We start from the raw sequence: 20,282 nt of genomic DNA, 5'->3' as shown, positions 1-20,282 counted from the left end.
AGAGGTGGAGGAGAAAGGGGAAGGGAAGCGAGGGCGGCGCGCCGGGCGCCGGAGGATCGGGGACGCTTCGTCAGAGCGTCTCGACGGCGATCGCGTGGACGCCCTGGGCGATGAAAAAACGCAGGGCATCATACACAAGGCGGTGCTTGGCCACGCGGGTGCGACCCTCGAACTGCGCGGAGGCGATGCGGACCCGGAAGTGGGTGCCGTGGCCCAGCCCGTTGGCGCCGGAATGGCCGGCGTGGGCGGCGCTCTCGTCGATGACCTCGAGCCGCGTGGGCTGCAGGGCCTGGCGCAGCGCGGCGTCGAGATCGGCCGCGCTGGGGGGCGCCGCGGCGGCGCCCGCGGTATCGGGAGGAAGTGCTTGGTTCATGCGGAGGGCTGGTCGCCGGATTTCAGGTGGGGGGAGATGTAGAGGCCTTGCGCGATCAGGAACACCAGCGGAAAAGCATAGCCCCAGAGCTTGAAGTTGATCCAGGCCTCGGTGCTGAAATAGAGCGCCACGTAGGCGTTGAGCGCCGACATGAAGATGCAGTAGCCGATCCAGGCGTAGTTCAGGTGGGTCCAGATGCGCGCGGGCAGCTGCAGCTGGGCGCCCAGCATGGTCTGCAGGAAGTTCTTGCGGAAGCCCCACAGGGCGACGGCCAGCGCGATGGCCATGGCGCCGTACAGCACGGTCGGCTTCCACTTGATGAAGCGCTCGTCGTGCAGCAGCAGCGTCAGGCTGCCGAACAGCAGGATCAGCACCAGCGTGGCCTTCTGCATGGTCTGCAGGCGGCGCTCGATGGCATAGGTGATGGCCATCTGCACCACGGTCGCGGCCATCAGCACGCCGGTCGCGACGTAGATGTCGGCCAGCTTGAAGGCGCCGAAGAACAGCAGGATGGGAAAGAAATCGAGCAGGAGTTTCATGGACGCTATTGGAGCCTAAATGCATCCGCGGTCCGGAAAGAAACCACCGGCCGCGACCGGTGACGATCCGCGCCCCGCTCAGGCCTTGGGCTCGAAGTCGAGCGAGGCCGAGTTCATGCAGTAGCGCAGGCCGGTCTCGGTCGGGCCGTCGGGGAACACGTGGCCCAGGTGGGCGCCGCAGTTCGTGCAGACGTTCTCGGTGCGCACCATGCCATGCGAGCGGTCGACGATGTTGGTGATGGCGCCGGGCACCGCCTCCTGCGAGAAGCTCGGCCAGCCACAACCGGCGTCGAACTTGGTGGCGGCGTCGAACAGCTTGGCGCCGCAGCACACGCAGTGGTAGGTGCCATCGGCCCATTCGGCTTCGTACTTGCCGGTGAACGGGCGCTCGGTGGCGGCATGGCGCGTGATCTCGAAGGCGCCGCGTTCGGCGCCTTTCTCGGCCAGCAGTGCCTTCCATTCGGCATCGGTCTTCTGGATCTTGGGGACGTGGGCGTTGGATGAGGTCATGACGAACAGCTGATTTCGATCGTGGAAGCCCAGTCGGGCGGAAAGCCGGCCTGGGCATCGTGGCCGGCATGGTCTTCAAATGGGGATTCGAGCAGTTCCAGCAAGGTGGCGACCCCCGAAAAGTCGCGCTGCCGCGCCGCCTCGATGGCCTGCTGCCCGAGATGGTTGCGCAGCACGAACTTCGGATTGACCGCGCGCATCGCCGCCGAGAGCGCGGCGCCGTCGCGCGCGGCGAGCGTCGCGCGGCGCCGCAGCAGCGCCGGCAGCCAGGCGTCGAAGCGCGCGCCGTCGATGAACAGGTCGCGCACCGGGGCGTGGTCGCCGTCGCGCGCGGCATCCGCCAGCCGGCGCCAGAAGATGGTCCAGTCGGTGCGCTCCACGGCCAGCAGCCGCAGGGTGTCGTCGATCAGCGGCCGGTCGTCGGCATCGGCGTCGTCGAGGCCGAGCTTGCGACCCATGCGGGTGTCGAACTCGCGCGGGAACACGGTCTTGTACGACTGCAGCGCGGCGATGGCGGTCTCCTGCTCGCCGATCAGCGGCAGCAGCGCCTGCGCCAGGCAAAACAGGTTCCAGTAGGCGACGTTGGGCTGCTGGTTGAAGGCGTAGCGGCCCTGGGTGTCGCTGTGGTTGCAGATGTGGGCCGGGTCGAAGCCGTCGAGGAACTGGAACGGTCCATAGTCGATGGTGAGTCCCAGGATGCTCATGTTGTCGGTGTTCATCACGCCGTGGCAGAACCCGACCGCCTGCCATTGCGCCATCAGCGCGGCGGTGCGTTCGCTCACGGCTTCCAGGAACGCGGCATAGGCATTGCCGCCGAAGGCCGTCGTGGCGCGGCATGCCGGATAGAAGCGGTCGATCACGTGGTCCGCGAGCGCGCGCAGTTCGTCGATGCGGTCGTCGGCCGCGAAGTGCTCGAAATGGCCGAAGCGGATGAAGCTCGGCGCGACGCGCGCCACCACGGCCGCGGTCTCGATCGTCTCGCGGCGCACCGGCTGGTCGGAGCCGGTGACCGACAGGGCGCGCGTGGTCGGGATGCCCAGGCCGTGCATGGCCTCGCTGCAGAGGAATTCGCGGATGCTCGAGCGCAGCACGGCGCGGCCGTCGCCGCCGCGCGAGTAGGGCGTGCGGCCGGCGCCCTTGAGCTGGATCTCGAAGCCGCTGGCGGTCTCGCCCAGCAGGATCGCGCGGCCGTCGCCGAGCTGGCCGGCCCAGACGCCGAACTGGTGGCCGCTGTAGACGCTCGCCAGCGGCTCGCCGTCGCCCAGGAGCTGGTTGCCGGTCAGCATCCCGAGCGCCTGGTGCGATGCCAGCCAGTCCGGCGCCAGGCCGATCTCGCGCGCCGTCGCGTCGCTGCGGCCGACCCAGTGGGGCGCCGGCAGCGGCGTCGGCCGCAGCGACGTGAAGAAGGCCGGTCCGAGCGCGGCGAAGCGGGGCGTGCCGACGATCCCGGACGACGAGGGTGGCGACGTGGCGGGAGCAGCGGCGCGAGCGACGGCGGAATCGGTGGCGGCGGGCGCGTTCATGGAATGGATTTTCCCCGCAGGCGACCTGTCGCCCGGATGCTTGCGGGCAATCCCCCTACGCCGCGATATTGCGGCGCGCAACAATGACCGTCAGCCCCGTCGGCGCCTCCGGGCGCCTGCGTGGCCGGATCTTTCTTATTTCCTACAGGAGACGCCCCGATGCTGGGTTTGATGCAAGACCAACCGTTGTCGATCTCGTCGCTGATCGAGTTCGCCGAACGCCACCACGGCGATGGCGAGATCGTCTCGCGGCGCGTCGAGGGCGACATCCACCGCAGCACCTGGGCGGAGATCGCCCGGCGCGCGCGCCAGGTCGCCCGCGCCCTCGACGGCGATGCGCTCGCCGCCGGCGACCGGGTCGCGACACTGGCCTGGAACGGCTATCGCCACCTGGAGCTGTACTACGGCGTCAGCGGTTCGGAGCGCGTGCTGCACACCGTCAACCCGCGCCTGCATCCGGACCAGATCGCCTGGATCGTCAACCACGCCGAGGACCAGATCCTGTGCTTCGACCTCACCTTCCTGCCGCTGGTGCAGGCGGTGCACGCGCGCTGCCCCACGGTGCGGCGCTGGATCGCGCTGTGCGACGCCGACCGGCTGCCCGCCGACAGCGGCGTGCCCGGCCTGGCGAGCTACGAGGACTGGATGGGCGGGCAGCGCGACGACTATGCCTGGCCGACCTTCGACGAGAACGCCGCCTCCAGCATGTGCTACACGAGCGGCACCACCGGCAATCCCAAGGCTGCGCTCTACAGCCACCGCTCCAGCGTGCTGCATGCCTATGCGGCGGCGCTGCCCGATGTCATGGGCCTGTCGGCGCGCGACGCGGTGCTGCCGGTGGTGCCGATGTTCCACGTCAACGCCTGGGGCCTGCCGTACTCGGCCGCGCTGACCGGCTGCAAGCTGGTGTTTCCCGGCCCGGCGCTCGACGGCAAGTCGATCTACGAGCTCATCGAGAGCGAGCGCGTCACCTTCGCCGCCGGCGTGCCGACGGTCTGGCAGATGCTGCTGGGGCACATGAAGCCCGGCGGCCTGCGCTTCTCGACCCTGCAGCGCACGGTGATCGGCGGCTCGGCCTGCCCGCCGGCCATGATCCACGCCTTCCAGCAGGACTATGGCGTCGACGTGCTGCACGCCTGGGGCATGACCGAGATGAGCCCGCTGGGCACGCTGTGCACGCTCAAGAACAAGCACCTGGCGCTGCCGGCCGAGCAGCAGGACGCGATCCGCCTGAAGCAGGGCCGCGCCATCTACGGCGTCGACATGAAGATCGTCGACGGCCAGGGTGAGGAGCTGCCCTGGGACGGCAGGGCCTATGGCGACCTGCTGGTCAAGGGGCCGTGGATCGTCAAGGCGTACTTCAAGGGCGAGGGCGGCGATCCGCTGGTGCCCGACGCCCAGGGGCGCGGCTGGTTCCCGACCGGCGACGTCGCCACCATCGACGCCGATGGCTACCTGCAGATCACCGACCGCAGCAAGGACGTCATCAAGTCCGGCGGCGAATGGATCAGCTCGATCGACATCGAGAACATCGCCGTCGCGCATCCGGGCGTGGCGATGGCCGCATGCATCGGCGTCGCCCATCCGAAATGGGACGAGCGCCCGGTGGTGGCGGTGGTGCGCCGCAGCGGCAGCGAGGTCACGCGCGAGGAGCTGCTGGCCTTCTACGAGGGCAAGACGGCCAAGTGGCAGATCCCCGACGATGTGATCTTCCTGGATGCGATCCCGATCGGGGCGACCGGCAAGATCCTGAAGACCAAGCTGCGCGAGCAGTTGCGCGGCTATGTGCTGCCGGGGGCGTGACGCGACGCCCGAAGCGTGATTTCTGTCGCCTTCGCGATAGCCGGACGGCTTGTCGCGGCGGCGTTACGGGCATTCCCTGAGGGGTTGTCCGACCAAGGCTTGTAACCTGCCTCCGCAGGACCAGAACCATTCCGGAGACACGCATGACCTTCGCATTGAACGCAGTCAGATCGGCCCTCGCCGCCGCGGCCCTCGTCGCCCTCGGGGCCTCGAACGCGCAGGCCCAGCAGGGCCAGACCGTCAAGATCGCCTGGCTCGATCCGCTGTCCGGACTGATGGCCGCGGTGGGAACCAACCAGCTCAAGAGCTTCCAGTTCCTGGCCGAGGAGTTCAACAAGAAGAATGCGGCCGGCGTGAAGTTCGAGATCATCGGCATCGACAACAAGCTCAGTCCCCAGGAGACCACCAGCGCGCTGCGCTCGGCCATGGACCAGGGCGCGCGCTACGTGGTGCAGGGCAACGGCTCGGGCCCGGCGCTGGCCATCATCGACGCCCTGGAGAAGCACAACGCGCGCAACCCCGGCAAGGAGGTGCTCTACGTCAACTACGCCGCCGTCGACCCCGACCTCACCAACGGCAAGTGCAGCTACTGGCACTTCCGCCTCGATGCCGACACCTCCATGAAGATGGAGGCCCTGACCACCTTCATCAAGGACCAGGCCGACGTCAAGAAGGTCTATCTCATCAACCAGAACTACTCGCACGGCCAGCAGGTCTCCAAGTTCGCCAAGGAGAACCTGAAGGTCAAGCGGCCCGACGTGCAGATCGTCGGCGACGACCTCCATCCGCTGGCCCAGGTGCGCGACTTCGCGCCCTACATCGCCAAGATCAAGCAGTCGGGCGCCGACACCGTCATCACCGGCAACTGGGGCTCCGACCTGGCGCTGCTGATCAAGGCGTCCAACGACGCCGGGCTCGACGTCAAGTTCTACACCTACTACGCGGTGACCACCGGCACGCCCACCGCCATGGGCGCGGCCTCCGATGGCAAGGTCTACGCGGTCGGCTACAGCCACTACAACGCGCCGGGCGTGATGCCCGCCCTGATGGCCGAGTACAAGAAGCGCTTCAACGACGATCTCTACACGACCGACATCTACACCGTCTTCGCGATGCTGGGCGAGGGCTTCGTGCGCGCCAAGTCGACCGAACCGGTGAAGGTCGCGCCGGTGCTCGAGGGCATGAAGTTCAAGAGCTTCAACGGCGACGTCGAGATGCGCAAGACCGACCACCAGCTCCAGCAGGGCCTGTGGATCACGCGCTGGCAGAAGGCCGACGCCAAGAATCCGTACAGCCCGGAGAACACCGGCTACACCCTCTATCCGGTCAAATACTATGAGGCCTACGTGGCCAGCACGCCGACGTCCTGCCAGATGAAGCGGCCGTCCTGAGCCGGCGACGCATGCCCTCGCGGCGCTGCCTGCGGCGCAGCGACGCGCGTCCCGGCCCCGGCCGGGCGCGCGCCGCGTCGCCTCGCGCCGCCGCGCCGATCCTCCCGCCTTCGCCGGAACCCTTTCCGTCCTCCGATCGATGAACGTCGAATTCTTCGCCATCTCGCTGCTCAATGGCGTGAGCTACGGCCTGCTGCTGTTCATGCTCAGCTCCGGGCTGACGCTGATCTTCAGCATGATGGGCGTGCTGAACTTCGCCCATACCAGCTTCTACATGCTGGGCGCCTACCTGGCCTACACCATCTCCGGGCTGGTCGGCTTCTGGCCGGCGCTGGTGCTGGCGCCGCTGATCGTCTTCGTGCTGGGCGCGGCGTTCGAGCGCTACAGCCTGCGCCGGGTGCACAAGTTCGGCCACGTGCCCGAACTGCTGATCACCTTCGGGCTGTCCTACCTGATCCTGGAGATCGTGCAGCTGCTGTGGGGGCGCTCGACCGTGCCCTACGGCCTGCCGACCCAATTGCAGGGACCGCTCTTCACGCTCTACGGCACCCAGTTCCCGAAGTCGCGCTCCTTCATCATGCTGCTGGCGTTGCTGATGCTGGGCGCGGTGTGGCTGCTGCTGACGCGCACGCGGGTCGGGCTGGTGATCCAGGCGGCGCTCAAGCACCCCGAGATGGTCGAGGCGCTCGGCCACAACGTGCCGCGCGTCTTCATGCTGGTCTTCGGTGGCGGCGCGGCGCTGGCGGCGCTCGCCGGCGTGATCGGCGGCAACACCTATGTCACCGAGCCGGCGATGGCGGCCTCGGTCGGCTCGATCATCTTCGTGGTGGTGGTGGTCGGCGGCATGGGCTCGCTCGCCGGCGCCTTCCTGGCCTCGTTGCTGATCGGCATCGTGCAGACCTTCGCGGTGGCGATGGACCAGTCGCTCGCCACCGGCCTGCAGGCACTGGGCGTCGCCGTCACCGACCAGACGCCGGGCTACGAACTGCTCAAGCTCACCATCTCGCAGGTCGCGCCGATCCTGCCCTACCTGCTGCTCGTGCTGATTCTGATCTTCAGGCCCAAGGGCCTGCTGGGCACGCGGGAGGACTGACCCCATGAACACCCTCGCATCCGGCACCGCCCGGCCCACCGGCTACCGCTACGGCGTCAAGCCCTTCAACGCCACGCGCGTGCTGACCTGGGGCCTGTTCGCCCTGGCGCTGGCCGTCGTGCCGCTGGTCTTCCGCAGCAGCCTGGCGCTCACCATGCTCTCGCAGATCGGCTATCTCATCATCATCTGCCTGAGCTACAACATGCTGCTGGGGCAGGGCGGCATGCTGAGCTTCGGCCACGCGGTCTACACCGGGCTGGGCTCGTTCATCGCCATCCACACCATGAACCTGGCGGCCAAGGGCAGCCTGCCGGTGCCGCTGGTGCTGATCCCGCTGGTGGGTGGACTCGGCGGCATGTTCTTCGCCATCCTGTTCGGCTACGTCAGCACCAAGAAGTCGGGCACCACCTTCGCCATGATCACGCTCGGCCTGGGCGAGCTGGTGGCGTCGATGGCGTTGATGTTCCCGACCTTCTTCGGCGGCGAGGGCGGCATCACCACCAACCGCGTCTATGGCACGCCGTTCCTGGGCATCCCGTCACTGACGTTCGGCCCGCAGATCCAGGTCTACTACCTGATCGCGGCCTACTGCTTCGTCTGCACGGCGCTGATGTACGCCTTCACCGCCACGCCGCTCGGGCGCATGCTCAACGCCGTGCGCGACAACCCCGAGCGGGTCGAGTTCATCGGCTACAACACCCAGCGCGTGCGCTACACCGCCTTCATCATCGCGGGCTTCTTCGCCGGCATCGGCGGCGGCCTGGCGACCATCAACTTCGAGATCGTCAACGCGGCCGACAGCCTGAACGGCATCCGCTCGGGCGGCTACCTGCTGTTCACCTTCCTGGGCGGCGCGACCTATTTCTTCGGGCCGATCATCGGCGCGGTGCTGCTGGTGTTCGCCTCGATCCTGCTGTCGGAGCTGACCAAGGCCTGGCTGCTCTACCTGGGCCTGATCTTCCTGTTCATGGTGATGTTCGCGCCCGGCGGCGTCGCCAGCCTGGTCATGACCAACCTGCGGGTGGCGCGCTTCGGCCGCTTCGGGCCGTTCTGGGCCCTCTATGCCGGCCTGGCCGTCACCGGGGCGCTGACGGCGGCCGGCGCCGCGGCGCTGGTCGAGATGATCTACCACCGCCAGCTCAATGCCGCGCTGGGCCCCGAGCTGCACTTCCTCGGCCTGTCGCTCGACACCTCCAGCGCCACCAGCTGGGTGCTGGCGGCGGCGCTGCTGGCGGTGGGCGGCTTCCTGCTGGAGCAGGTGCGGCGGCGCTTCGTGCGCGCCTGGGGCCACGCGCAGGAGCAGATCGAGGCCGAGATCCAGCGGCGCCTGCGCCATCGCGGCGGCGCCGACGCGGGAGCCGCGCCATGAGCCGCGTGCCGAACCCCGCGCCGGCGGCCGTCGGCGACATCGCGGGCGACGCCTGGGCGCTCGAACTCAAGGACCTGCGCAAGAACTTCGGCAAGACCGAGATCATCCGCGGCGTCGACCTGGCGGTGCGCGCGGGCGAGCGGATCGCGGTGATCGGGCCCAACGGCGCGGGCAAGTCGACCCTGTTCAACCTCATCAGCGGGCGCCTGGCGCCCACCAGCGGCGAGGTGCGCTTGGCCGGCCGCCGCATCGACGGCCTGCGCCCGTACGAGATCAACCGGCTGGGCCTGTCGCGCAGCTTCCAGATCACCAACATCTTCCCCAAGCTCAGCGTGTTCGAGAACCTGCGCTGCGGGGTGCTGTGGAGCCTGGGCTATCGCTACACCTTCCTGCGCTTCCTCTCGCGCCTGGACGATGCCAACGCGCGTGCCGAGGAGCTGATGCGCCAGGTCGGGCTGGAGCCCAAGCACGACGTGCTGGCCATGAACCTGACCTATGCCGAGCAGCGGGCGCTGGAGATCGGCGTGACCATCGCCGGCGGCGCCGGCGTGATCCTGCTGGACGAGCCGACCGCCGGCATGAGCAAGACCGAGACCGCGCACTTCATCGCACTCATCAAGGAGGTGACCGTGGGCCGCACGCTGCTGACCGTGGAGCACGACATGGGCGTGGTGTTCGGCCTCGCCGACAAGATCGCCGTGGTGGTGTATGGCGAGGTCATCGCCTTCGACACGCCGGCGGCGGTGCGCGCCAACCCGCGCGTGCAGGAGGCCTATCTCGGCTCCGCCGTGGCCGACGCGCAGGGAGGGCACTGACCATGCTGCAGCTGCAGGACCTGCACGCCTACTATGGCAAGAGCCACGTGCTGCACGGGGTGTCGTTCGCCGTCGGCGCCGGGGAGATCGTGGCGCTGCTCGGGCGCAACGGCTCGGGCCGCTCGACCACCGCCAAGGCCATCATGGGACTGGTGCACGCCGAGGGCACGCTGCGCTGGAAGGAGCAGGACATCCTGCGCAGGAAGGCCTACGAGATCGCCCACCTGGGCATCGGCTACGTGCCGGAGAACCGCGACATCTTCCCCAAGCTCACGGTGCACCAGAACCTGATGCTGGGCCAGAAGGGCGCCAAGGCCGCCAAGGGCAGCCGCTGGTCCTTCGACGACATGTACGCCATGTTCCCGCGCCTGAAGGAGCGCCAGCACACCGAGGCCGGCGTGCTCTCCGGCGGCGAGCAGCAGATGCTCACGCTGTGCCGCACGTTGATGGGCGATCCCGACCTGATCATCATCGACGAACCCACCGAGGGCCTGGCGCCCAAGATCGTCGAGCTGGTGGGCGAGTACCTGCGCCGGCTGAAGGATCGTGGCGTGTCGGTGCTGCTGATCGAGCAGAAGCTCACCATCGCCATGCAGATCTCCGACCGCGCCCTGGTCATGGGTCACGGCAGCATCGTCTTCGACGGCACGCCCGACGGCCTGCGCGCCGACGCGGTCACGCGCAAGGAATGGCTGGAGGTGTAGGGTGGTCGCCGCCAGTCCGATCCCTGTCACGGCAGGGACTGACCCGATAGGCCGCGCCGCGCCTTATGCCTAGAATTTCACGCAAAAGAACACTCGTTCTTTTCCGCTTCCGGAACATCCCGCGTTGATCGCCGCGGCCGGCATGGCACCCCAGGGTGCCATCGGCCTCGCGTTCAGCGCCTTCCCATCCATTTCCGCAACTTCTCTCACCATCGAAGGAACGTCCATGACGGCTGAATACAAAGTGCTCGGCGAGGTCGCCGTGATCACGCTCGCCAACCCGCCGGTCAACGGACTCGGGCATGCCACGCGCCAGGGCATCACCGAAGGCCTGGCGAAGGCCAATGCCGACGACGCGATCAAGGCGGTGGTCATCACCGGCGCCGGCAAGGCGTTCTCCGGTGGTGCCGACATCAAGGAATTCGGCACGCCGCGCGCATTGCAGGACCCCAACCTGCTCAGCGTCATCCTGGCGCTGGAGGCCTCGCCCAAGCCGGTGGTGGCGGCGATCCATTCGGTGTGCATGGGCGGCGGACTGGAACTCGCGCTGGGCTGCCACTACCGCGTCGCGGCGCCGGGCACCAGCATCGCGCTGCCGGAGGTCAAGCTCGGCCTGCTGCCGGGCGCCGGCGGCACGCAGCGCCTGCCGCGCGTGCTGGGCGTGGAGACCGCGCTCAACATGATCGTCAGCGGCGAGGCCGTCAAGAGCGAAGTGCTGGCCGGCCTGCCGGGCCAGAAGCTGTTCGACGCCATGGCGCAGTCGCGCGAGTCGCTGCTCGACGAGGCCGTGATCTATGCCAAGTCGGTCGGCGGACGCGATCCGGCCGACCTGCCGCTGGTGCGCAACCTGCCATGCCGCCACCCGCAGGGCGATGCCTATTTCCAGTTCGCCCGCAACATGGTGGGCGGCATGTCGAAGAACTATCCGGCGCCGCTCAAGTGCGTCGATGCCGTGAAGGCCGCCGCGACCAAGAAGTTCGACGACGGCCTGGCCGAGGAGCGGCGCCTGTTCACCGAACTGATGTTCACGCCCGAATCGCTGGCGCTGCGCCACCTGTTCATGGCCGAGCGCGCCGCCAGCAAGATCCCCGACGTGTCCGACGACACCCCGAAGCGCGAGATCAAGGCCGTGGCCGTGATCGGCGCCGGCACCATGGGTGGCGGCATCTCGATGAACTTCCTCAATGCCGGCATCCCCGTGAAGATGCTGGAGATGAAGCAGGAGGCGCTGGATCGCGGCATCGCCACCATCCGCAAGAACTACGAGGCGCAGGTCAAGAAGGGCAAGCTCAAGGCCGACAAGTACGAGGAGCGCATGGCGCTGCTGAGCACCACGCTCGACTATGCCGACCTGAAGGACGCCGACCTGATCATCGAGGCGGTGTTCGAAGAGCTGGGCGTCAAGGAGCAGGTCTTCAAGCAGCTCGATGCCGTGGCCAAGCCCGGCGCCATCCTGGCCTCCAACACCTCCACGCTGGACGTCGACAGGATCGCCGCCTTCACCGGGCGGCCGCAGGACGTGGTGGGCATGCACTTCTTCAGCCCGGCCAACGTGATGCGCCTCCTGGAGGTGGTGCGCGGCGCCAAGACGGCCAAGGACTTGCTGGCCACCGTCATGGGGCTGGCCAAGAAGATCAAGAAGACGGCGGTGGTCTCGGGGGTGTGCGACGGCTTCATCGGCAACCGCATGATCGAGCAGTACAGCCGCCAGGCCGGCTTCCTGCTCGACGAGGGCGCGACGCCGCAGCAGGTGGACCGGGCGGTCGAGAAGTTCGGCTTCGCGATGGGACCGTTCCGCATGGGCGACCTGGCGGGCAACGACATCGGCTGGGCGATCCGCAAGCGCCGCGCCACCGAGCGCGCCGACATGAAGTACAGCCGCACGGCCGACAAGCTGTGCGAGCTCGGCCGCTTCGGCCAGAAGACCGGCGCCGGCTGGTACGACTACAAGCCGGGCAAGCGCGATGCCATCCCGAGCCAGGTCGTGAACGACCTGATCGAGCAGCATCGCAAGGACGAGGGCATCACCCCGCGCAAGATCAGCGACGAGGAGATCGTCCAGCGCCTGGTCTATTCGCTGGTCAACGAGGGCGCGCACATCCTGGAGGACGGCATCGCCAGCAAGGCCAGCGACATCGACATGGTCTACCTCACGGGCTATGGTTTCCCGATGTGGCGCGGCGGCCCGATGCACTATGCCGGCCAGGTCGGGCTCTACAACGTGGCCGAGTCGATGAAGCGCTTCGCGCGCAATCCGCGCGACGACGGCAAGTTCTGGGAGCCGGCGCCGCTGATCCAGCGCCTGGTGGCCGAAGGCAAGACCTTCTCCTGACGCGCGGCCGGGCCACGCAAGACCACGGGAGCACAGCGGCATGGGCACGGGCGGGCGACGGCGCGGGCGCGGGATGTGGATCGGACTGGCACTGCCGGCGGCGGCGCTGGCGGTGCTGCTCGTGCTGGCCGCGGCGATGGCCGTCAACACCTGGCGCACGCCCTCGCGACAGGCGTGGCCGGCAACGGCTGCGCCGGCCGACGAGCCGGTCGCCATCGACCTGCCGGCGGCGGCCCGGCGCCTGGGCGCGGCCGTGCGCCTGCCGACCGTCTCGACCCCGGATGGCGCGCCGCGCGACGAGATGGCGTTCGACCGGCTGCACCAGCTGCTGGCGACCGAGTTCCCGCGCGTGCATGCCACCCTGAAGCGCGAGGTCGTCGGGCGCAAGGCGCTGCTCTACACCTGGGCCGGCAGCGATGCGTCGGCGCGGCCGGTCGCGCTGATGGCGCACCAGGACGTGGTGCCCGTGGCGCCCGGCACCGAGAGCGCCTGGACCGTGCCGCCCTTCGACGGCGCGATCCGCGACGGCTTCGTCTGGGGCCGGGGCACGCTCGACGACAAGGGCAACCTTCTGGCCCAGCTGGAGGCGGTGGAGTCGCTGCTGGCGGCGGGCTTCCGGCCGGGCCGCACGATCCATTTCATCTTCGGCGACGACGAGGAGGTCGGCGGCCTGCAGGGCGCCCGGGCGATCGCGCGGCGGCTGGCCGAGCGCGGCGTGCGGCTCGACTGGGTGCTCGACGAAGGCCTGCTGGTGCTCGATGGCGTGCTGCCGGGGTTGGACCGGCCGGCGGCGCTGATCGGCATCGCCGAGAAGGGCTATGGCACCTTCTTCCTGACGCTCGACATGCCGCCCGGCCATTCCTCCATGCCGCCGGCGCAGAGCGCCATCGGCCAGATGAGCGCGGCCCTGGCGCGGCTGGAGAGCCAGCCGATGGCCGGCGCGGTGCGCGGGGTCGCGCGCGAGATGTTCACGACGCTGGCGCCCGAGATGGAGGGCCTGAACCGCTATCTGCTGACCAACCTGTGGCTGACGGCGCCGGTCGTCGCCTCGCAGCTCGCCAAGAGCCCGGGCAGCAACGCGATGCTGCGCACCACCACGGCCCTGACCGTGGTGCGCGCCGGCGACAAGGACAACGTGCTGCCCGGCCATGCCGAGGCGACGGTGAATTTCCGCATCCTGCCGGGCGACACGCTGGCCTCGGTCGAGGCGCACCTGCGGCGCCGGGTGGCCAACGACGCGATCCGCATCACGCCAGCGGCCGGCAACGCCGAGCCCTCGCCGGTGTCGCCGGCCACGGGCGAGGGCTACGCGACGCTCGCGCGCGCGATCGGCGCCGTCTATCCCGAGGCCGTGGTGGCGCCCGGCCTCATGACCGCCGCGACCGATTCGCGCCACCTGGGCGCCGTGAGCGATGCCGTCTACCGCTTCTCGCCGATGCGCCTGGCGGGCGCCGACCTGGGCCGCCTGCACGGCACCGACGAACGCCTGTCGCTGGACAACTACGCCCGGATGATCCGGTTCTACCAGCGCCTGCTGCGCGGCCCCGACGCCCCCACCACCATCGCCGCGCGCTGAGGCGACCCTCGACGGATTCCCCCGCTTCCTCTTTTTCTTCTTTTTCGTCCTCTTCTTCCTCTTCTTCCCCCAGCCCAAAGGATCCCCATCATGACCAGCGCCGTCATCGTCTCCACCGCCCGCACGCCGCTCGCCAAGAGCTGGAAGGGCGCCTTCAACATGACCCATGGCGCCACGCTCGGCGGCCATGCGGTCCAGCATGCCGTGGCCCGCGCGGGCATCGACGGCGCCGAGGTCGACGACGTCATCATGGGCTGCGCCACGCCCGAGGGCGCCACCGGCTCGAACATCGCGCGCCAGATCGCATTGCGCGCCGGCCTGCCCATCACCACCTCGGGCATGACCATCAACCGCTTCTGCTCGTCGGGCCTGCAGACCATCGCCACGGCGGCCCAGCGGATCATCGCCGGCGAGGGCGAGGTCTACGTGGCCGGCGGGGTCGAGAGCATCTCGTGCGTGCAGAACGAGGCCAACCGCCACATGATCGCCGACCCCTGGCTGGTCAAGCACAAGCCCGAGATCTACTGGAACATGCTGCAGACCGCCGAGCAGGTGGCCAAGCGCTATGGCATCGACCGCGACGCCATGGACGCGTACGGCGCCGCCAGCCAGCAGCGCGCCACCGCCGCCCTGGAGGCCGGCCGCTTCAAGGACGAGATCGCGCCGATCACGGTGATGGCCGGCGTGGCCGATCCGGTGATGGGTCTGCGCACGAAGGAGGTCACGGTCGAGAACGACGAGGGCATCCGGCCCGGCACCACCCAGGAAGGCATCAGCGGCATCCGCCCGGCCATTCCCGGCGGCGTGATCTCGGCCGGCAACGCCAGCCAGTTCTCCGACGGTGGCGGCGCCTGCGTGGTGGTCGACGAACGCTATGCCGAGCGCCACGGCCTGAAGCCGCTCGGCCGCTTCCTGGGCTTCGCGGTGGCGGGCTGCGAGCCCGACGAGATGGGCATCGGTCCGGTCTTCGCCATCCCGAAGGTGCTCAAGCGCCTGGGCCTGACGGTCGCCGACATCGACCTGTGGGAACTCAACGAGGCCTTCGCCGTGCAGGTCATCTACTGCCGCGACAAGCTGGGCATCCCGGCCGACCGCCTGAACGTCGACGGCGGCGCCATCGCGGTGGGCCACCCCTATGGCGTCAGCGGCCAGCGCCTGACCGGCCATGCCCTGATCGAGGGCAAGCGCCGTGGCGCCAGGAGAGTGCTCGTCACCATGTGCATCGGCGGCGGCATGGGCGCGGCCGGCGTCTTCGAGGTTCTTTGAGAAACCACTGGTCTTCGCGCACCGCGTGACGCCGCGCGGACCCCTTTGCGGGGGGCGGAAGGCCTGCTCCGCCGTGGCGGACGTATCGACAGCTTTCCTTGCACCGAGATCATCATGAGCTTCCGCCCGACCCTGGACTTCCTGCTGTACGACTGGCTCGACGCCGAGGGGCTGGCGCAGCGGGAGCGCTTCTCGGACCACTCGCGCGAGACCTTCGACGCGGTGCTGGACACCTGCGAGCGCATCGCGCGCGAGAAGTACGCGCCGCACAACCGCACCGTCGACGCCCAGGAGCCGCGCTTCGATGGCGAGCGGGTGATCCTGCCGCAGGCCACGCACGACGCGCACGCGGCCTTCGCGGCCTCGGGCATGCTGAGCGCCGCGCAGGACTACGACATCGGCGGCATGCAGCTGCCCTACACGGTGCAGGCCGCGGCCAATGCCTTCTTCGCCATGGCCTCGGTCAGCATCGGCTCGGGCCTGCTGACCAGCGGCAACGCCAACCTGCTGATGGTGCACGGCACGCCGATGCAGCGCGAGGTGTTCGCCCGCAACGAGTTCTCCGGCCGCTGGTCGGGCACGATGTGCCTGTCGGAGCCGCAGGCGGGCTCGTCGCTGAGCGACGTGGCGACGCGCGCCGTGCCCGATGGCGCCGACTTCGCCGACGATCCGCTCGGGCCGCGCTACCGGCTCACCGGCAACAAGATGTGGATCTCCTCGGGCGACCACGAGCTGACCGAGAACATCGTCCACATCGTGCTGGCCAAGATCCCCGACGCCGAGGGCCGCCTGGTGCCGGGCACGCGCGGGATCTCGTTGTTCATCGTGCCCAAGCGGCTGGTCGACACCCACGGCGCCCTGACCGGCGTGCGCAACGACGTCGCGCTCGCCGGCCTCAACCACAAGCTGGGCTGGCGCGGCACCACCAACACCTTGCTGAACTTCGGCGAGGGGCGCTTCCCGGTCGAGGGCCGCGCCGGCGCCGTCGGCTACCTGGTGGGGCAGCCCGGCAAGGGACTGCACTGCATGTTCCACATGATGAACGAGGCGCGCATCGGCATCGGCATGGCCGCCACGATGCTCGGCATGGCCGGCTACCAGGCCTCGCTCGACTATGCCAAGGCCCGGCCCCAGGGCCGCCCGGTCGGCCCGGCCGGCAAGGACCCGGCGCGGCCGCAGGTGCGCATCATCGAGCACGCCGACGTGCGCCGCATGCTGCTGGCGCAGAAGTCGTACTGCGAGGGCGCGCTGGCCCTGGCGCTGTATTGCGCGCGGCTGGTGGACGAGCAGAAGACCGCCGGCGCCGGTGGCGATCCGCGCTCGGCCGACGACGCGCGGCTGCTGCTGGAGGTGCTGACGCCGATCGCCAAGAGCTGGCCGAGCGAATGGTGCCTGGAGGCCAACTCGCTCGCCATCCAGGTGCATGGCGGCTATGGCTACACGCGCGATTTCCCGGTCGAGCAGTACTGGCGCGACAACCGCCTCAACATGATCCACGAGGGCACGCATGGCATCCAGGCGGCCGACCTGCTGGGGCGCAAGGTGCTGATGGAGGAGGGGCGCGGACTGGTGCTGCTGGCGCAGCGCATCCGCGCCACGGCCGCGCGCGCCACCGGCGATGCGAGGCTGGCCGGCTGGCCCGAGGCGCTGGAGGCGGCGCTGGCGCGCCTGCTGGCGGCCACGCGCGCGGCCTGGGCCACGGGCGATCCGGGGGAGGCGCTGGCGAACGCGGTACCCTATATGCAGGCCTTCGGCCATACCGTCCTCGCCTGGATCTGGCTCGACGTCGCGTTGCGGTCGCTGGAAGGCGATCCGGACGCCACGCGGCCCGCCACGGCCGGCCGGATGGGCGCGGCCCGCTATTTCTTTCATTACGAACTGCCGAAGATCGGCGCTTGGCTCGAGGTCGTCGAGCGGCGCGACCCGACCTGCACGGCCCTACCCGAGGACGCCTTCTGATGGCCATCGACCCCGCCAAGCCCGCACCCCGAACCGCTCCCGCCACGCCCGCCGGCCCGGCCGCGCCGACCACGCCCAAGCCGCACGCGCGGCTGGAGAAGTGGATGTGGATCCTGATCTACGTCGGCATCGCCGTCACGGCGCTGGGCTGGTACACCGGCCGCACCGATGCCGCCCTGGGCTGGCTGATCGCCGTGCCCGGGGTCGTGGCGGCGGTGGCCGGCGTGGCGCTGATCTTCGTGCGCTCGCGCCTGGACTGAGCCGGGGCGACCGCCTGTTCCTTCGTTTCCTCCTTTTCTCCTTCTCCCGCCCCTCCAAGATTCAAAGGACAACCGACCATGATCAAGCACATCGTCATGTGGAAGCTCAACGACCCGGCCGACGCGCCGCGCTTCAAGAGTCTGCTGGAAACCTGCAAGGGCCTGGTGCCGGGCATGCGCGAGTTCGAGGTCGCGGTGCGCGCCGAGGGCCTGGAGGCCAATCACGACGTGGTGCTGTATTCGGTCTTCGACGACGCGGCGGCGCTGCAGTCCTATGTCGTCCATCCGAAGCACCAGTCGGTGGCCGCCACGCTGGGCACGCTGCGCGAGTCGCGCGCGGTCTTCGACTTCGAGGCCTGAACACCATGACCGCCACGACCGCCACGACCGCCCCCACCGTGCGCACCGTCTCCCAACTGTTCGACCTGACCGGCAAGACGGCGCTCATCACCGGCGGCTCGCGCGGCCTGGGCCTGCAGATGGCCCATGCGCTGGGCGAGGCCGGCGCGCGCGTGATGCTCAGTTCGCGCAAGGCCGACGACCTGGAGCAGGCCACGGCCGACCTGCAGGCCGCCGGCATCGACGCCCGCTGGATCGCCGCCGACTGCGCCAAGGAGGAGGACGCGCGCCGCCTGGCCGACCAGACGCTCGAGCGCATGGGCGCCATCGACATCCTGGTCAACAACGCCGGCGCCAGCTGGGGCGCCCCGGCCGAGACGCATCCGGTGGCGGCCTGGGACAAGGTGATGAACCTCAACGTGCGTGGCTACTTCATCCTGGCCCAGCAGGTCGCCAACGCCTGGATGATTCCCCGGCGGAGCGGCCGCATCATCAACGTGTCCTCGATCGCCGGACTCAACGGCAATCCCCCGGGCATGCGGACATTGGCCTACAACACCTCCAAGACCGCCGTCATCGGCTTCACGCGCACGCTGGCGGCGGAGTGGGGCGAGTACGGCATCAACGTCAACGCGATCTGCCCCGGCTTCTTCAAGACCAGGATGGCCAGCGTGCTGATCGAGAGCCTGGGCGAGGACAAGATGGCCGCCCACGCGCCCCTGCGCCGCCTCGGCGACGAGGAGGATCTCAAGGGCATCACGCTGCTCTACGCGAGCGATGCCGGCAAGCACATCACCGGCCAGTGGCTGGCGGTCGATGGCGGCGTCAGCGTGGTGACCGGATGAAGACGACGAACCCATGAACGACACCCCCGAACGCACCACCACCACCACCACCACGACGGCCGCCGTGCCGATCGACATCGCCTCCTACATGAGCCAGATCCCGTTCGCGCGGCTGCTGGGCTTCGAGCTGGTGAAGTTCGGCGACGGCGCCTCCGAGATCCTCTACACGCCCACGCCCGAGCACTTCAACACCTTCGACGTCGCCCATGGCGGCGCCTGCATGACGCTGCTGGACATCTCCATGGCCGCCGCCGCGCGCAGCGACACGCCGGAGTCCGGCGTCGTCACCATCGAGATGAAGACCAGCTTCATGCGGCCCTCGGTCGGCGCGCTGCGCGGCATCGGCCGGCTGATGCACCGCACCGCCACGCTGGCGTTCGTGGAGGCATCGATCGTCGACGACAGGGAACAGCTCTGCGCCCACGCCACCGGCACCTTCAAGTACGTCAAGCGCCGCCTGCCCACCGGGCCGGCCAGCGCCAACGCGCAGCGCCTGCCGTCCACCGACTGACCGCCCGACCCCATCGACCGACCCCGACCGACCTTCCTCCAGGAGACCCGCGACATGCCCACCAATCGACAGCAGCTGCTCGACAACCGCCCCGAGGGCGAAGCCGTGGCCGGCAATTTCCGCCTCGTCACCACCGAGACGCCCGCGCTGGCCGACGGCCAGGTGCTGGTGCGCCATCACTACCTGAGCCTGGACCCGTACATGCGCGGGCGCATGAACGACGCCAAGAGCTATGCCCAGCCGCAGCCCTTGGGCGAGGTGATGCAGGGCGGCACGGCCGGCGAGGTGGTGGAGAGCCGCCATCCCAAGTACGCCGTCGGCGACCGCGTGGTCGGCTTCGGCGGCTGGCAGGAATACAGCGTGGTCGATGCCGGCCAGCCCGGCGCGTTGCGCAAGGTCGACACCGCGCGGGTGCCGCTGTCGCACTACCTGGGCGCCGTCGGCATGCCGGGCGTGACGGCCTGGTACGGCCTGGTCAAGATCATCGAGCCCAAGGCCGGCGACACGGTGGTGGTCTCGGCCGCCACCGGCGCGGTCGGCAGCGCCTTCGCGGCCCTGGCCAAGGCGCGCGGCTGCCGCGCGGTGGGCATCGCCGGCGGCCCGGAGAAGTGCGCCTACGCCACCGACACGCTGGGCTTCGACGCCTGCATCGACTACAAGCAGCATGCCGATGCCAAGAGCCTGGGCAAGGCGCTCAAGGAAGCCTGCCCGGATGGCATCGACGGCTACTTCGAGAACGTCGGCGGCATGATCTTCGACGCCGTGCTCTCGCGCACCAATGCCTTCGCCCGCGTCGCCCTGTGCGGGATGATCGCCGGCTACGACGGCGCGCCGCTGCCCCTGACCAACCCGGCACTGATCCTGGTCAACCGCCTGAAGATCCAGGGCTTCATCGTCAGCGAGCACATGGACGTCTGGCCCGAGGCCCTGGGCGAGTTGGGCGAGCTGGTGGCCACGGGCAAGCTGCGGCCGCGCGAATCGGTGGCCGAGGGCATCGAGTCCGCGCCCGAGGCTTTCCTGGGCCTGCTCAAGGGCCGCAACTTCGGCAAGCAGCTGGTCAAGCTGGTCTGAGCC

19 protein-coding genes are annotated in these 20,282 nt (G+C 69.3%); 15 read left to right on the top strand and 4 right to left on the bottom strand.

Translation table 11 applies throughout. The features are described 5' to 3' along the window. Positions 1-70: 70 nt before the first annotated feature. The 4 genes from AC1MLT_RS05150 to AC1MLT_RS05135 all read right to left on the bottom strand — a co-directional run bounded on the left by AC1MLT_RS05150 (position 71) and on the right by AC1MLT_RS05135 (position 2,945). Positions 71-373, bottom strand: coding sequence for a BolA family protein (locus tag AC1MLT_RS05150; RefSeq protein ID WP_481034189.1), 303 nt, complete (start codon positions 371-373; stop codon positions 71-73). Continuing rightward, positions 370-912: a septation protein A gene (locus tag AC1MLT_RS05145; protein ID WP_481034187.1), complete on the bottom strand. Its 543-nt coding sequence runs from the start codon at positions 910-912 to the stop codon at positions 370-372. Before AC1MLT_RS05145 ends, AC1MLT_RS05150 begins: the two co-directional genes overlap by 4 nt. A gap of 78 nt (positions 913-990) precedes the next feature. After that, positions 991-1,422 (bottom strand): peptide-methionine (R)-S-oxide reductase MsrB, encoded by a 432-nt coding sequence (gene msrB, locus AC1MLT_RS05140; RefSeq protein ID WP_481034186.1) that lies wholly within the window; start codon positions 1,420-1,422, stop codon positions 991-993. Continuing rightward, positions 1,419-2,945 carry a protein adenylyltransferase SelO gene (locus AC1MLT_RS05135; protein ID WP_481034185.1) on the bottom strand — a complete coding sequence of 509 codons (1,527 nt, stop codon included), beginning with the start codon at positions 2,943-2,945 and terminating at the stop codon, positions 1,419-1,421. Before AC1MLT_RS05135 ends, msrB begins: the two co-directional genes overlap by 4 nt. 159 nt (positions 2,946-3,104) lie before the next feature. On the opposite strand from AC1MLT_RS05135, the gene AC1MLT_RS05130 reads away from it, so the two are divergent. The 15 genes from AC1MLT_RS05130 (at position 3,105) to AC1MLT_RS05060 (ending at position 20,279) form a co-directional block, all read left to right on the top strand. Next, entirely contained in the window at positions 3,105-4,748 is a 1,644-nt protein-coding gene (locus tag AC1MLT_RS05130; RefSeq protein WP_481034184.1) for a 3-(methylthio)propionyl-CoA ligase, read from the top strand. Between the two features lie 143 nt (positions 4,749-4,891). Further along, positions 4,892-6,139 carry a branched-chain amino acid ABC transporter substrate-binding protein gene (locus AC1MLT_RS05125; RefSeq protein WP_481034183.1) on the top strand — a complete coding sequence of 416 codons (1,248 nt, stop codon included), beginning with the start codon at positions 4,892-4,894 and terminating at the stop codon, positions 6,137-6,139. Between the two features lie 139 nt (positions 6,140-6,278). After that, positions 6,279-7,232, top strand: a complete 954-nt coding sequence (locus tag AC1MLT_RS05120; protein WP_481034182.1) for a branched-chain amino acid ABC transporter permease — start codon at positions 6,279-6,281, stop codon at positions 7,230-7,232. Positions 7,233-7,236: 4 nt separating this feature from the next. After that, a complete protein-coding gene (locus tag AC1MLT_RS05115; RefSeq protein WP_481034181.1) occupies positions 7,237-8,601 on the top strand; it encodes a branched-chain amino acid ABC transporter permease in 1,365 nt (454 codons plus the stop codon). Continuing rightward, positions 8,598-9,416, top strand: coding sequence for an ABC transporter ATP-binding protein (locus AC1MLT_RS05110; protein ID WP_481034180.1), 819 nt, complete (start codon positions 8,598-8,600; stop codon positions 9,414-9,416). The genes AC1MLT_RS05115 and AC1MLT_RS05110 overlap by 4 nt, the downstream gene beginning before the upstream one ends. 2 nt (positions 9,417-9,418) lie before the next feature. Next, on the top strand, positions 9,419-10,120 hold the full coding sequence (locus AC1MLT_RS05105) for an ABC transporter ATP-binding protein (RefSeq protein ID WP_481034179.1): 702 nt from the start codon (positions 9,419-9,421) through the stop codon (positions 10,118-10,120). A gap of 226 nt (positions 10,121-10,346) precedes the next feature. Then, a complete protein-coding gene (locus tag AC1MLT_RS05100) occupies positions 10,347-12,452 on the top strand; it encodes a 3-hydroxyacyl-CoA dehydrogenase NAD-binding domain-containing protein (protein ID WP_481034178.1) in 2,106 nt (701 codons plus the stop codon). 73 nt (positions 12,453-12,525) lie between these two features. Then, entirely contained in the window at positions 12,526-14,028 is a 1,503-nt protein-coding gene (locus tag AC1MLT_RS05095) for a M20 family peptidase (RefSeq protein ID WP_481034177.1), read from the top strand. 90 nt (positions 14,029-14,118) lie between these two features. Next, complete coding sequence (locus tag AC1MLT_RS05090) at positions 14,119-15,294, top strand: acetyl-CoA C-acyltransferase (RefSeq protein WP_481034176.1); 1,176 nt, start codon at positions 14,119-14,121, stop codon at positions 15,292-15,294. Positions 15,295-15,408: 114 nt separating this feature from the next. Then, a complete protein-coding gene (locus AC1MLT_RS05085) occupies positions 15,409-17,253 on the top strand; it encodes an acyl-CoA dehydrogenase (protein WP_481034175.1) in 1,845 nt (614 codons plus the stop codon). Further along, positions 17,253-17,513: a hypothetical protein gene (locus AC1MLT_RS05080; protein ID WP_481034174.1), complete on the top strand. Its 261-nt coding sequence runs from the start codon at positions 17,253-17,255 to the stop codon at positions 17,511-17,513. The genes AC1MLT_RS05085 and AC1MLT_RS05080 overlap by 1 nt, the downstream gene beginning before the upstream one ends. Positions 17,514-17,591: 78 nt before the next feature. Continuing rightward, a complete protein-coding gene (locus tag AC1MLT_RS05075; RefSeq protein WP_481034173.1) occupies positions 17,592-17,873 on the top strand; it encodes a Dabb family protein in 282 nt (93 codons plus the stop codon). Positions 17,874-17,878: 5 nt separating this feature from the next. Further along, positions 17,879-18,697, top strand: coding sequence for an SDR family oxidoreductase (locus AC1MLT_RS05070; protein ID WP_481034172.1), 819 nt, complete (start codon positions 17,879-17,881; stop codon positions 18,695-18,697). A gap of 88 nt (positions 18,698-18,785) precedes the next feature. After that, a complete protein-coding gene (locus AC1MLT_RS05065) occupies positions 18,786-19,208 on the top strand; it encodes a PaaI family thioesterase (RefSeq protein WP_481034905.1) in 423 nt (140 codons plus the stop codon). A 54-nt stretch (positions 19,209-19,262) separates the two neighbouring features. Further along, positions 19,263-20,279: an NADP-dependent oxidoreductase gene (locus AC1MLT_RS05060; RefSeq protein WP_481034171.1), complete on the top strand. Its 1,017-nt coding sequence runs from the start codon at positions 19,263-19,265 to the stop codon at positions 20,277-20,279. The last annotated feature ends 3 nt before the right edge of the window (positions 20,280-20,282 follow it).

It is taken from the genome of Variovorax sp. PEI5 (genome assembly GCF_056679935.1).
This window is presented reverse-complemented; position numbering and strand designations above follow the sequence as displayed.

Excerpts from the sequence above, each read along its gene's own strand:
- AC1MLT_RS05075 (WP_481034173.1), top strand. The coding sequence starts at position 17,592 with ATGATCAAGCACATCGTCATGTGGAAGCTCAACGACCCGGCCGACGCG.
- AC1MLT_RS05135 (WP_481034185.1), bottom strand. The coding sequence starts at position 2,945 with ATGAACGCGCCCGCCGCCACCGATTCCGCCGTCGCTCGCGCCGCTGCT.
- AC1MLT_RS05120 (WP_481034182.1), top strand. The coding sequence starts at position 6,279 with ATGAACGTCGAATTCTTCGCCATCTCGCTGCTCAATGGCGTGAGCTAC.
- AC1MLT_RS05110 (WP_481034180.1), top strand. The coding sequence starts at position 8,598 with ATGAGCCGCGTGCCGAACCCCGCGCCGGCGGCCGTCGGCGACATCGCG.
- AC1MLT_RS05130 (WP_481034184.1), top strand. The coding sequence starts at position 3,105 with ATGCTGGGTTTGATGCAAGACCAACCGTTGTCGATCTCGTCGCTGATC.
- AC1MLT_RS05145 (WP_481034187.1), bottom strand. The coding sequence starts at position 912 with ATGAAACTCCTGCTCGATTTCTTTCCCATCCTGCTGTTCTTCGGCGCC.
- msrB (WP_481034186.1), bottom strand. The coding sequence starts at position 1,422 with ATGACCTCATCCAACGCCCACGTCCCCAAGATCCAGAAGACCGATGCC.
- AC1MLT_RS05125 (WP_481034183.1), top strand. The coding sequence starts at position 4,892 with ATGACCTTCGCATTGAACGCAGTCAGATCGGCCCTCGCCGCCGCGGCC.
- AC1MLT_RS05100 (WP_481034178.1), top strand. The coding sequence starts at position 10,347 with ATGACGGCTGAATACAAAGTGCTCGGCGAGGTCGCCGTGATCACGCTC.
- AC1MLT_RS05060 (WP_481034171.1), top strand. The coding sequence starts at position 19,263 with ATGCCCACCAATCGACAGCAGCTGCTCGACAACCGCCCCGAGGGCGAA.
- AC1MLT_RS05070 (WP_481034172.1), top strand. The coding sequence starts at position 17,879 with ATGACCGCCACGACCGCCACGACCGCCCCCACCGTGCGCACCGTCTCC.
- AC1MLT_RS05090 (WP_481034176.1), top strand. The coding sequence starts at position 14,119 with ATGACCAGCGCCGTCATCGTCTCCACCGCCCGCACGCCGCTCGCCAAG.
- AC1MLT_RS05065 (WP_481034905.1), top strand. The coding sequence starts at position 18,786 with ATGAGCCAGATCCCGTTCGCGCGGCTGCTGGGCTTCGAGCTGGTGAAG.
- AC1MLT_RS05080 (WP_481034174.1), top strand. The coding sequence starts at position 17,253 with ATGGCCATCGACCCCGCCAAGCCCGCACCCCGAACCGCTCCCGCCACG.
- AC1MLT_RS05115 (WP_481034181.1), top strand. The coding sequence starts at position 7,237 with ATGAACACCCTCGCATCCGGCACCGCCCGGCCCACCGGCTACCGCTAC.
- AC1MLT_RS05150 (WP_481034189.1), bottom strand. The coding sequence starts at position 373 with ATGAACCAAGCACTTCCTCCCGATACCGCGGGCGCCGCCGCGGCGCCC.
- AC1MLT_RS05085 (WP_481034175.1), top strand. The coding sequence starts at position 15,409 with ATGAGCTTCCGCCCGACCCTGGACTTCCTGCTGTACGACTGGCTCGAC.
- AC1MLT_RS05095 (WP_481034177.1), top strand. The coding sequence starts at position 12,526 with ATGTGGATCGGACTGGCACTGCCGGCGGCGGCGCTGGCGGTGCTGCTC.
- AC1MLT_RS05105 (WP_481034179.1), top strand. The coding sequence starts at position 9,419 with ATGCTGCAGCTGCAGGACCTGCACGCCTACTATGGCAAGAGCCACGTG.